The sequence below is a fragment of the Zobellella aerophila genome, assembly GCF_039539325.1.
In the GTDB taxonomy this organism is placed as follows: Bacteria; Pseudomonadota; Gammaproteobacteria; order Enterobacterales; family Aeromonadaceae; genus Oceanimonas; species Oceanimonas aerophila.
Genome location: NZ_BAABCX010000002.1, coordinates 104,714 through 116,191, shown reverse-complemented (window position 1 = coordinate 116,191; position 11,478 = coordinate 104,714). Strand labels below are relative to the sequence as shown.

Genomic DNA, 11,478 nt, shown 5'->3' with positions numbered 1-11,478 from the left:
AGAGAAAAAGGGCGAGGTGTTGCGTGCAGGCTCAGCCTGCGCGCATCACGCTCAGGGTTTCTTTCAGCGCCTTGTCCAGACTGGGGTAACGGAAATGAAAACCGACCTCCTGCAGCCGTACCGGCATCACCCGCTGGCCGTTGAGCAGCAGTTCGGCCATTTCGCCAAACAGCAGCCGCATCGACCAGGCGGGAATACGCAGAAAATGGGGCTTGCTGAGGTTGTGGGCCAGGCAGCGGCTGAATTGTTCATTGGTCACCGGATTGGGGGAGGTGGCGTTAAAGGCGCCGTGGCACTCATCATGCTCCAGCAGGAATAGGATCAGGTTGATCACATCCTCGATATGGATCCAGGACATATACTGCTGGCCCGAACCGATGGGGCCACCGAGCCCCAGACGATAGCTGGGCAGCATCTTCTTCAGGGCGCCTCCTTCCGCACCCAGTACCAGACCCATACGGATCACGCAGACCCGGGTATTGTCATCCTGGGCGGCCATGGCCAGTTCTTCCCAGCGGGCGCAGACCTGGTGGCTGAACTCCGGATGGGGGTGGGTATCTTCATCGACCAGGTTCTCATCCTGACGGCCGTAATAGCCCACCGCCGAGCCGCTGATGATGACCTTGGGTGGATGGGTCCCGGCGTTGAGCTTCTCTACCAGGGCCTGGGTTATCTGCCAGCGGCTCTGGCAGATGCGCTCCTTTTGTGCCTGGCTCCAGCGCTTTTCGGCAATGGGTTCGCCGGCCAGGTTGATCACCGCATCGAACTCGTCCAGGTTGTTCAGCTCTGCCAGCGAATGGATGGCATCGACATCGTGGCCGAGGCGCTGATATACCTTGTTGGGGGAACGGCTGAGTACACTGACCTGATGGTGCGGCCGCAGGTGACTGAGCAGGCGCCGACCGATAAAGCCGGTGCCGCCGGTAACCAGTATCTTCATAAGCCTCTCCTTGTCGCTGACCGTGAGCCGCTGAGACAGAGTCCCAAGTTCAGGATAACAGAGGAAAAGTGATCCGTGTTGGTTGAATGCGCACCAATAGTGTGCCGATTGAAATCGGGAGCGACTTGAATAGTGTTGACTGAATGTGGATCAGTGGCGTGATGAATGAAGCCGAAGACGGCAAAGCAAGGCACTGGCCGGGATATGGCGACCAGTGCAGACAAAGCCTGGTTATCCACATTAACTGTGAATAAGTCTGTAGACTAACCAGGGCTTGCGGGCTAGTTTATTGATATTAAAACAAAAAACAAATAGGACAGGGATCCGTCAAGATCAGGACAATGCCTGAATCGCCGCCTCGTAGTTAGGCTCATTGGTCAGTTCTGATACCAGTTCACCGTACACTACCTGGCCCTGTTCGTCGAGACAGAGCACGGCCCGGGCGCTCAGGCCACGCAGGGGACCCTCGGCCAGGGCGACGCCATAGCTGTTCAAAAACTCCTGGTGACGAAAGGCGGAGGCCACTTGCACATTGTCGATGCCTTCGGCACCACAGAAACGGCTGCCGGCAAAGGGCAGATCCATGGACACGCACAGTACCTGGGTGTTGTTCAGGGTGGCGGCCTTCTCGTTGAACTTGCGCACGCTGGCGGCACATACCCCGGTGTCTATGCTGGGGAAGATATTGAGCAGCAGTTTTTTACCGGCGTAATCGGACAGGCGGATATCGGCCAGATCGGCACCAGTCAGGGTGAAATCGGGGGCGGCCTGGCCGACGGCGGGGAAGCGGCCGGATACGGCAACGGCGTTGTCTTTGAAGGTTACTGAGGACATGGTCATCTCCTTATGGTGAAAAACCATAAGGTAGCAGTTTCCACCATAAGGAAAAGGTTTTTATGAAAAAAAGATGGCTGGATGGCTGAGAAACCGGGAGCAAAGCCGCCTTGGCTTCGGTACCGGTCCCGGATGTTAGAGCTGCCTTAGGGGGTATCCCGTTACTGTGCATTAATGTCGCTGATGCTGTGCCGTTTCGGGGCAAGGCGCTTTAGACCTTGCCCGTCTGCTGGCCGGCCTGGATGGCGGTCAGTGCTATGGTATAGACGATATCGTCGACCAGGGCACCGCGGGACAGATCGTTGACCGGCTTGCGCATGCCCTGCAGCATGGGGCCGATGGACACCAACTCGGCGGAACGCTGCACCGCCTTGTAGGTGGTGTTGCCTGTGTTCAGATCCGGGAAAATAAACACGGTGGCCTTGCCCGCCACCGGCGAGTTGGGGGCCTTTGACTTGGCGACATTCTCCATGATGGCGGCGTCGTATTGCAGTGGGCCGTCGATCACCAGATCCGGGCGTTTCTCCTTGGCCAGGCGGGTGGCTTCACGCACCTTGTCGACATCCACCCCGGTACCCGAGGTACCCGTGCTGTAGGAGATCATCGCCACCCTGGGTTCGATGCCGAAGGCCTGGGCCGACTCCGCCGACTGGATGGCAATTTCCGCCAACTGCTCGGCGCTGGGATCCGGGTTGATGGCGCAGTCACCGTAGACCAGTACTTGATCCGGCAGCAGCATAAAGAACACCGACGACACCAGGGAGGAGCCGGGGGCGGTCTTGATGATCTGCAACGGCGGCCGTATGGTGTTGGCGGTGGTGTGCACGGCGCCGGAGACCAAGCCGTCCACCTCGTCGCGTTCCAGCATCATGGTGCCCAGCACCACATTGTCTTCCAACTGTTCCCGGGCGACGATTTCGGTGATGCCCTTGGCCTTGCGCAGTTCGACCAGGCGCTCGATATAGTTGTCGCGCACTTGGGCCGGATCCACAATGTCGACCCGCTCGTCCAGACTCACCCCCTGTTGGGCGGCGACCCGCAGGATTTCTTCCCTGTTACCCAGCAGTACGGGACGGGCAATGCTGCGCTCGGCACAGATGGCGGCGGCCTTGATGGTGCGGGGTTCTTCGCCCTCAGGCAGCACCACCCGTTTGGCGGCGCGGCGCGCCAGCTCGGTGAGTTGATAGCGGAAGGCCGGTGGGCTCAGGCGACGGCTGCGGCTGGATTTGGCGCTGAGCGACTCTATCCAGTGCTTGTCGATATGGCCGGCGACATAATCCTGGACCAGCTCGATCCGGCCGCTGTCGTCGACCGGGATTTCCAGGTTGAAGTGCTGCAGGCTGACCGCGGTCTGCCAGGTGTTGGTGTCGACCATCAGGATCGGCAGGCCGGTCTCGATGGCGCGCTGGCACAGCGCCATGACCTGCGGTTCGGGATGGTAGCTGCCGGTGAGCAGCAGGGCGCCTATCTTGACCCCGTTCATGGCGGCCAGACAGACGGACACCAGCACGTCGGAACGATCCCCCGAGGCCACCATCAGGCTGCCGGGACGGATGTGCGCCACCAGGTTGTGGATGGCGCGGGCACAGAAGGTGACGCTCTGCAGGCGGCGGCTGTTGAGTTCGCCCTCATTGATGATATTGGCGTTCAGGTGGCGGGCCAGGTCCACGGCGCGGGGGGTGACCAGCTGGGTATTCCAGGGAATGCAGCCGAGGATGCGCAGCGGGGTCTTGCCGAACACCTGTAACACTTCCAGGTTGGGAGACAGGGGCTCTCCCTTGGCGTTGGCGCTGAACATTTCGGTCAGGTCGGGGCGGGCGTTGCCCTGTTCGTCGACCGGCGCGCCCACCTTGTTGATGATGCAGCCCACGATGCGTTTGTTGGCCACACCCCCGAAATTGGCACAGGCCAGCTCGATACGCTCTTTCAGCTGCTGGCTGGAGTCGTTGCCGGGCTGGGCGATAAACACCATGTCGGCATCCAGCGCCTTGGCCACGTCATAATTGATGCGGTTGGCAAAGGGCAGCTTGTCGGTCGGGATCAGGCCTTCCACCACTACCACTTCGGCACCGCTGTCGTGTACGTGCTTTTCATAGCGGGCGACGATCTCTTCCAGCAGCGCATCCAGGCTACCTCTGGATATCATGCTCTCGGCATAGCTGAGGGCAAAGGGCTCGGGCGGTGTGATATGGGAGCCGTTGGCGATCACCGCGCTGGAATGATCCTGGCTCTTGCGGCGGATCCTAGGCTGGGAGACCGGTTTGAAAAAGCTGATATTGACCCCGTTGCGCGCCATGGCACGCACCATGCCAAGGCTCACCGAGGTGGCGCCGACACCGCTGCTGACGGGGATTAACATGATAGTTCTGGCCATGATGGATACCTTTACTTGCTTGCCAGTGTCAGGGCGTCCTGGGCGATGACCCATTCCTCGTTGGTGGGCAGAACCCAGGCCGGTGTGCTGTCGGCGGTGGTAATGCGGCCGGCATTGCCAAACCGGGCCTGGGTGTTGGCGTCGCCATCCACCTTAAAGCCTAGCAGGCCGAGCTGTGACAGGGTCAGCTCCCGCACCAGGCTGGAGTTTTCGCCGATACCACCGGTAAAGACGATGCCGTCGAGGCGTCCGTCCAGGGCGCAGGCGTAGCCGGCGATATATTTGGCCAGGCGATAGCAGAAAATATCGAGGGCGCGCTTGGCCTCCGGGAGGCGGTGATAGTTGTCTTCGGCAAAGCGGCAGTCACTGCTCTGTTCGGTCAGACCGAGCAGGCCGGATTCCTTGGTCAGCATGCCGTTGATGCGCTCAGTGCTGTAACCCAGCACATCGTGCAGATGAAAGATGAGCGCCGGATCTATATCTCCGCTGCGGGTGCCCATCACCAGGCCTTCCAGCGGGGTCAGGCCCATAGAGGTGTCCACCGACCGGCCATTCTTGATGGCGCAGACAGAGGCACCGTTGCCCAGGTGGCAGCTGATGATGTTCAGTTCGGATACCGGTTTGTCCAGCAGTTTGGCGGTTTCCTGGGTGATATAGTAATGGCTGGTGCCGTGCATGCCGTAGCGACGGATGCCCTGTTCCCGGTACAGGCCGTAGGGGATGGCATACAGGTAGGCGTGCTCGGGCATGGACTGGTGGAAGGCGGTATCGAAGACCGCCACCTGGGGCAGGTCGGGAAAAGAGCTGCGGGCCGAGGCGATGCCCACCAGATGGGCGGGGTTGTGCAGGGGGGCCAGGCTGGCACAGTCCGCTATGCCCTGGGTCACGGCGTCATCGATCAGTACGGAATGGGTGAACTGTTCGCCACCGTGTACCACCCGGTGACCGACGGCGTTCAGGTTGTGCATTAAATCCGGATTAGGCGTAAGCAGGTGTTGTACGATAAAATCCAGTGCTTGCTGATGGGCCGCTCCGGCGCTTAGCCCGGCGTTGCCTTTCTCACCCCCTAGTTTCCATTTGATGCGGGCTTCGGGCAGATAAAAGCATTCGGCCAGGCCGGAGAGTTTTTCATCGCCGTTCTCGGCGTCGAGGATGGCAAATTTCAGCGACGAGCTGCCGCAGTTAAGGACAAGGATCAGCTTACTACTCATACATCAAACCTTTTCGTCAGGGATGTCGAAAAATTTTTCTGCCCGGGGGTCTGGATCGGGCATTAACTATTTTTAACTCTATCCTTAAGGTAAGAATCATTTTCCGAAAGAAAACTGAGTCGAATGCATCCCTGATATAACCGGTGCGGTTAGCGGGCGGGATTATAGCTTTTTTTTGTCATAAAATAACGGAAAAATAGGATTGCTTTTTCGCTATAACCGATGAGATGTAATTTAGTAACAAATGCGCAGAATGTAGACCGGGAGGATTTATGGGCGTGTTAGGCAACACCCTGTACCGGGGCAAGCAATACCTGGCGATATGGCCTCAGGAAAAACAACTGGCGGCCCTGTTTCCCGAATACCGCATCATGGCCGCGACCCGCCTGGGTGTGAAAACCATGCCAGCGATGATCACCTTCAGCCTGCTGTGCCAGTTTCAGTTTGGGGAGCCCGGCCTGTGGCCCAGCGTGGTGGCCTCTGTACTGTTCCTGGCCAGCCTGCCGGTGCAGGGCCTGTACTGGCTGGGCAAACGGGCCGATACCCTGCTGCCACCGGCGCTGGTCAACTGGTACCGACAGCTGCACCAGAAAATTGCCGCCGCCGGCGTCGAGGTGAAGGAGCCGGTGGCCCGCCCCCGCTATTTTGAGTTGGGGGAAACCCTCAGCGTCGCCTTCAGGCAGCTGGATAAGTCGTTTATCAACGAGTGATCGCTTGCCAGCTGCAGATTCAGCCGTCGGTACGGGCCTCCGTTCCCCCGCAGAGCACGCCTGTTCGGGGAGCCCTGAGGTTGATCTGCCCCCGACCATAATTACTGCCGTCGTGGTCCAGCTGCACGCCATGTCTGCGGGCCGCCAGCTGTTGTGCCAGGGGCGCGCCTGCTGCTGCTTCCAATCCCAGTTTTAGCCCCCCAGCCACTGCCAGCGGGGGGCATCCAGCGCGGCCTGGGGGTTGAGGCCAAAATCCACCATGTTCATCACCACCCGCATATGTCCCTGGGGTTGCATATAGGCATCCATCACGCCGAAGGGTCCCTGGGCCGGTCCCTGGCGCGTCAAAAAACCGGGAATAATGGTGTGGTAGGGGCGCTTGCCCGGCGACAGGCAGTTGGGATGGCCGGAGTCGAGGGAAAACCCAAGCCCCCGATTGTGCAGGCTGATGCCGGTGCCGGGTACCACCCCCCCGAGCCGAAACCCTGATAATTGCTCTGGATAAAGGGCACCATATTGCCTTCGCCGTCGGCGGCATCGACCGCATTGCCTCCCCGTTTCAGGATATCCAGTCCGGCCTGGGCCGCGAGCGGCTGAGAGGCTGCGACCATGCCGTTGCGGCCATAGCTGGCCGAGCGGCGGGAAGGGTAGGGGTAATGTAGGGGATCTAGAAACCTGCCGGTCTCCATTGGCCAAGTGAACCCCATATTAGCAGATGGCCGGCCGGCGCAGGTCAGCTGAACGTGGCTTGCCGGCCGATTTCGGTGCTTTGCCGCTTGCAAATAAAGGACGAATTGGACAGGCTGGGATACCTTCCTTCCCAAGCATAGCGCCGATGAACTTTTTGTCCCAACCCCTGCCCCAGCTGCCCGCACCCGACTGGGCACAAATTCAGGCCCTGTCCATCGTCGAGAACGGCGACCCCCTGGTACCCTTGGGGCTGGTTTCTTCTCCCCTGCGGGTATACCCGGCTTATTTCCACCTTGGCGTACCTCAGGCGCTGTCGGAATGCTATGTGCGCCGGTCTGTGCTGACCCGCCTGCAGCAGTCCGCTCGCCTGCTGCCGGCCGGTATCGAGCTGGTGGTACTGGACGGTTGGCGGCCATTGGCGGTACAGCAGTATCTGTTTGATACCTTGCTGCACGCCATGCGGTCCCACTTCCAGCAGCAGTCGGAAGCCGAGATAACCGCCCGTACCCGCCAGTTTGTGGCGCCGCCGAGCACGGATCCCCGGGCTCCGAGTCCCCATCTGACCGGTGGCTCCGTGGATGTCACCCTGTGCGACAGTGACGGCGTCTTTTTGGATATGGGCACAGAGTTCGATGATGTGACACCCTGGTCCTATACCACCGCCTTCGAGGGCATCAGCAGGCCCGATGGTCGAGAGGCGGAGGTGATTGAGAATCGTCGCCTGCTGTACAGCATTCTGACCCGGGTCGGGTTCAGCAACCTGCCCAGTGAATGGTGGCATTTTGATTATGGCAACCAGAGTTGGGCCTGGTACAACCATCAGCCTCAGGCGGTGTTTGGCCCGGTGGAACTGGCCGGAATTGAAAGCCGCTGGCATCAGCAGGTCAGCCGCTTTGCCGACAGCTACCTGTAGCCGGCTACGCATGAGCGGTATTATGATTGACGGCGGGGCTCCCGGTGCGGTTTATGCCGCCATGCCGGCCATCCAGAACGACTGGTTTGACCATATTATATGCTGTCAATGCCGCAATTGTAGCCATTGAAGGCCATTTCTTCACCAGGCACCTTGTTAAATCTTCTTACATATCCCTTCTTCGCAGTAAATGAAAATGTGACATCCCTTACATATTTTAAAATTGTACAGGCCGTCCTGCCGAGACAGTTTTTACCTTGTCTTAATCTTTATGCATTTTCCCGTAGGCTGAGGATACTGTCGGTGATTTAATTTAACTAATTGATTAATAAATTATTTATTTTATTTTTTTCGACCGTTCCTGGTGGGGGAAGTGTTTGAAATACACATTGTTATTTATTTGTTAATCACGGTCGCCGTTATGGATGAGAAATTCTAATTAATGCCCCCCCTTGTACAGTTCCGCCGCTGGTAGTACTTTGCCCTGCACTTAACGGTCGTGCTTGCCCGATTGTTAACAAAAGTGTTCCTGTTACAGGACGATGTGCTGCTTAATGCTGTTCCATCCGGAATCAGAACAAAGGACGTTACTATGAGTGAGTTGGTTAATGCGATAAATGGCTATATCTGGAGCCTGCCCCTGATCTATCTGTGTCTGGGGGTGGGCTTGTACTTTTCCATTCGAACCCGCTTCCTGCAAGTACGGCATGTCAAGGAAATGGTTCGCCTGATGTTCAAAGGGGAATCTTCTCCCGGTGGTATCTCCTCCTTCCAGGCGCTGACCCTGTCACTGTCCGGCCGGGTCGGTACCGGTAATATCGCCGGTGTGGCCACCGCCATTACCTTTGGTGGCCCAGGCGCCGTGTTCTGGATGTGGATGGTGGCCTTCCTCGGTGCGGGTACTGCGTTCGTGGAATCTACCCTGGCGCAGATCTACAAGGAAAAGGATGACAGCGGCCTGTACCGTGGCGGCCCCGCTTACTACATCGAAAAAGGGCTGGGAATGGGTTGGTATGCCTGGATCTTCGCATTTGCGACTGTCATCGGTTGCGGCCTGCTGCTGCCAGGCGTCCAGGCCAACAGTATCGCTTCCGGTATTGAAAACGCCTTCGGTATTCCGGCTTCCGTTTCCGCCGCCGTGGTGGTGGTGATGCTGGGCCTGATCATCTTTGGTGGCGTCAAGCGTATCGCCCACTTCACCCAGGTTGTGGTGCCCTTTATGGCACTGGGTTATATCCTGGTGGCGTTTGTGATCATCGCCCTCAACGTTGAGCTGGTACCCGAAGTGATCAGCCTGATTGTCGGCAGTGCCTTTGGCATGAAAGCCGGTTTCGGCGCCATCCTGGGCCTGGCCATCGAATGGGGTGTGAAGCGCGGTATCTACTCCAATGAAGCTGGTCAGGGCACGGGTCCTCATCCGGCCGCCGCCGCCGAAGTGTCTCACCCGGCCAAGCAGGGTCTGGTGCAGAGCTTCTCCGTCTATGTCGACACCCTGTTCGTGTGTTCCGCTACCGCCTTTATGGTGATCATCACCGGTACCTACAACGTGATGGGCAAGACCGGCGAAGCCCTGGTTGAGAACCTGCCCGGCGTGGCAGCCGGTCCCGGTTATACCCAGGCGGCCGTGGAAAGCATCATGCCCGGCTTCGGCAGCGTGTTTGTCGCCATAGCCCTGTTCTTCTTCGCCTTCACCACTATCCTGGCTTACTACTATATCGCCGAAACCAACGTGGCTTATATCAACCGCAAGATCCACAGGCCTTGGCTGGTCTTTGCCCTGAAAATCGCCCTGATGGCGTCGGTGGTATACGGTGCGGTGAAGACGGCGGATCTGGCCTGGGGCCTGGGTGATATCGGTGTGGGCCTGATGGCCTGGCTGAATATCGTCGCCATCCTGCTGCTGCAGAAGCCGGCGTTGGTGGCACTGAAAGACTACGAGGCGCAGAAGGCCCAGGGTCTGGACCCTCAGTTTGACCCGGCCAAGCTGGGCATCAAGAACGCGGACTTCTGGAACAAGGGCAAGCATGTGCAGCCGCAGCCCCAGGCTGATGACGGCATCGCCCCCGTACAGGTAGAACGCAGCTAAAGGGATCGGGTTTTTCCTACCCCTCCCTATCAGGGCCGGATGCAGATCCGGCCTTGTCTTTTTTTATTCCCTCTGCCCCTAAGTGAGTGCCCGGGTTGGCCCAAGCCGAGCGCCCGCCGCTTGCGGTTATACTCTCTTATAGATAAGTTGACCCTTCTCGCATCTGTTTGAATGAGTGTCGCTTGGCGCTCATTCGGCGCAAATCAAACCAAGGAGTAGAAAGATGGATTCTGCAAATCCCCTGTGGCAGACCGGTTGGTATTGCGATGGCGAATGGCGTACGGCCAGCAAGACCTATGAGGTGCGTAATCCGGCGAGCGGAGAGGTCATCGCCGAGGTGGCTCAATGTGGCGCCGATGAAACTCAGGCCGCCATCGATGCCGCCGACCGGGCCTTTGCCGGCTGGCGCAAGACGACGCCCAAGGAGCGGGGCGCAGTGCTGCGCCGTTGGCATGATTTGATGATGGCGCATCAGCAGGAGCTGGCCGAGCTGATGGTGCTGGAGCAGGGCAAGCCCCTGGCCGAAGCCAAGGGGGAGGTGGCCTATGCCGCCAGTTTCCTGGAATGGTTCGCGGAAGAAGCCAAGCGTGCCTATGGCGAAACCATTCCCAGCCCCAGGCAGGAGAATCGCCTGTGGGTGGTCAAGGAGCCGGTCGGCGTGATTGCCGCCATCACCCCCTGGAACTTTCCCTTCGCGATGATCACCCGCAAGGTCGGGCCGGCCATCGCCGCCGGTTGCACCGCCGTGGCCAAGACCTCCGAAGAAACGCCACTGTGCGCCAATGCCCTGGCGGTGCTGGCGGAACGGGCGGGGATGCCGAAGGGGGTCCTCAACCTGGTGTCGGGTAATGCCGCAGCCATCGGCGACGCCATGATGGACAGCCCCAAGGTGCGCAAGTTTTCCTTCACCGGCTCCACCCGGGTAGGCAAGCTGTTGATGGGTAAGGCCGCCAATACGGTGAAGAAGCTGTCGCTGGAGCTGGGCGGCAATGCGCCCTTTATCGTGTTCGATGATGCTGATCTGGATGCCGCCGTGGCCGGCGCCATGGCCTCAAAATTCCGCAACACCGGCCAGACCTGCGTCTGCGTCAACCGCTTCTTCGTGCAGGACGGTATCTACGATGCCTTCGTTACCCGGCTGGCCGAGGCTGCCAGCGCCATGAAGGTGGCGGACGGCATGACGCCGGGGGCCCAGCAGGGGCCGCTGATCAACCAGGCGGCGCTGGATAAGGTGGAACGCCATGTGGCCGATGCCCTGGCCAAGGGGGGCCGCCTGGTGTGTGGTGGTCAGCCCCATAGCCTGGGCGGCACCTTCTATCAGCCTACCGTCATCGCCGATGCCAACGAAGGCATGATGCTGGCCCAGGAGGAAACCTTCGGTCCGGTCGCCGCCTGTTTCCGCTTCAAGGACGAAGAGGAAGTCCTGGCCCGCGCCAATGCCACCCCCTTCGGCCTGGCGGCCTATTTTTACACCACCGATATCAAGCGGGTGTTCCGGGTCAGCGAGGGTCTGGAGTCGGGCATGGTCGGGGTTAACGAGGGCATCATCTCCAACGAGGTGGCGCCGTTCGGCGGGGTCAAGGAGTCCGGCCTGGGCCGGGAAGGGGCCCGTATCGGCCTGGAAGAGTTTATGGAAACCAAGTATGTGAACCTGGGTAACCTGGGGTAATCGCTTGCCGGCCAGTGCGGCGCTGATTTGACCAGGCTCATTTAAAACAAA

At 59.3% G+C, this 11,478-nt stretch carries 10 protein-coding genes; 4 read left to right on the top strand and 6 right to left on the bottom strand.

All coding sequences use genetic code 11. The features are described 5' to 3' along the window. Positions 1 to 31: 31 nt before the first annotated feature. The 4 genes from ABD806_RS08180 to ABD806_RS08165 form a co-directional block, all read right to left on the bottom strand. Positions 32 to 940, bottom strand: coding sequence for a TIGR01777 family oxidoreductase (locus ABD806_RS08180; RefSeq protein ID WP_344956752.1), 909 nt, complete (start codon positions 938 to 940; stop codon positions 32 to 34). A gap of 333 nt (positions 941 to 1,273) precedes the next feature. Further along, positions 1,274 to 1,774: a thiol peroxidase gene (gene tpx / locus ABD806_RS08175; RefSeq protein WP_344956749.1), complete on the bottom strand. Its 501-nt coding sequence runs from the start codon at positions 1,772 to 1,774 to the stop codon at positions 1,274 to 1,276. A 211-nt stretch (positions 1,775 to 1,985) separates the two neighbouring features. Beyond that, positions 1,986 to 4,148 (bottom strand): phosphate acetyltransferase, encoded by a 2,163-nt coding sequence (gene pta / locus ABD806_RS08170; protein ID WP_344956746.1) that lies wholly within the window; start codon positions 4,146 to 4,148, stop codon positions 1,986 to 1,988. 11 nt (positions 4,149 to 4,159) lie between these two features. Next, positions 4,160 to 5,359, bottom strand: a complete 1,200-nt coding sequence (locus tag ABD806_RS08165) for an acetate kinase (RefSeq protein WP_344956743.1) — start codon at positions 5,357 to 5,359, stop codon at positions 4,160 to 4,162. A gap of 272 nt (positions 5,360 to 5,631) precedes the next feature. Here ABD806_RS08165 and yfbV point away from each other — a divergent pair, with 272 nt between their 5' ends. Next, the gene (gene yfbV, locus ABD806_RS08160; RefSeq protein ID WP_344956740.1) at positions 5,632 to 6,069 is read left to right on the top strand and encodes a terminus macrodomain insulation protein YfbV; all 438 of its coding nucleotides are present in this window, start codon (positions 5,632 to 5,634) and stop codon (positions 6,067 to 6,069) included. Positions 6,070 to 6,088: 19 nt separating this feature from the next. Here yfbV and ABD806_RS08155 read toward each other — a convergent pair whose 3' ends face one another. Together ABD806_RS08155 and ABD806_RS08150 are read right to left on the bottom strand one after the other, a co-directional pair. Next, a complete protein-coding gene (locus tag ABD806_RS08155) occupies positions 6,089 to 6,253 on the bottom strand; it encodes a hypothetical protein (protein ID WP_344956736.1) in 165 nt (54 codons plus the stop codon). 8 nt (positions 6,254 to 6,261) lie between these two features. Then, entirely contained in the window at positions 6,262 to 6,537 is a 276-nt protein-coding gene (locus tag ABD806_RS08150) for a gamma-glutamyltransferase (protein WP_344956733.1), read from the bottom strand. A gap of 367 nt (positions 6,538 to 6,904) precedes the next feature. Between ABD806_RS08150 and ABD806_RS08145 the strand changes: the two genes are divergently transcribed. The 3 genes from ABD806_RS08145 to ABD806_RS08135 all read left to right on the top strand — a co-directional run bounded on the left by ABD806_RS08145 (position 6,905) and on the right by ABD806_RS08135 (position 11,427). Then, on the top strand, positions 6,905 to 7,672 hold the full coding sequence (locus tag ABD806_RS08145; RefSeq protein WP_344956730.1) for a M15 family metallopeptidase: 768 nt from the start codon (positions 6,905 to 6,907) through the stop codon (positions 7,670 to 7,672). Positions 7,673 to 8,264: 592 nt separating this feature from the next. After that, entirely contained in the window at positions 8,265 to 9,758 is a 1,494-nt protein-coding gene (locus ABD806_RS08140) for an alanine/glycine:cation symporter family protein (protein WP_344956728.1), read from the top strand. A gap of 223 nt (positions 9,759 to 9,981) precedes the next feature. Then, a complete protein-coding gene (locus ABD806_RS08135; RefSeq protein WP_344956726.1) occupies positions 9,982 to 11,427 on the top strand; it encodes an NAD-dependent succinate-semialdehyde dehydrogenase in 1,446 nt (481 codons plus the stop codon). Positions 11,428 to 11,478 lie beyond the last annotated feature (51 nt).

What these genes read in the sequence shown, in the direction of transcription:
- ABD806_RS08180 (WP_344956752.1), bottom strand. Translation starts at nt 940, where the DNA reads ATGAAGATACTGGTTACCGGCGGCACCGGCTTTATCGGTCGGCGCCTG.
- tpx (WP_344956749.1), bottom strand. Translation starts at nt 1,774, where the DNA reads ATGTCCTCAGTAACCTTCAAAGACAACGCCGTTGCCGTATCCGGCCGC.
- pta (WP_344956746.1), bottom strand. Translation starts at nt 4,148, where the DNA reads ATGGCCAGAACTATCATGTTAATCCCCGTCAGCAGCGGTGTCGGCGCC.
- ABD806_RS08165 (WP_344956743.1), bottom strand. Translation starts at nt 5,359, where the DNA reads ATGAGTAGTAAGCTGATCCTTGTCCTTAACTGCGGCAGCTCGTCGCTG.
- yfbV (WP_344956740.1), top strand. Translation starts at nt 5,632, where the DNA reads ATGGGCGTGTTAGGCAACACCCTGTACCGGGGCAAGCAATACCTGGCG.
- ABD806_RS08145 (WP_344956730.1), top strand. Translation starts at nt 6,905, where the DNA reads ATGAACTTTTTGTCCCAACCCCTGCCCCAGCTGCCCGCACCCGACTGG.
- ABD806_RS08140 (WP_344956728.1), top strand. Translation starts at nt 8,265, where the DNA reads ATGAGTGAGTTGGTTAATGCGATAAATGGCTATATCTGGAGCCTGCCC.
- ABD806_RS08135 (WP_344956726.1), top strand. Translation starts at nt 9,982, where the DNA reads ATGGATTCTGCAAATCCCCTGTGGCAGACCGGTTGGTATTGCGATGGC.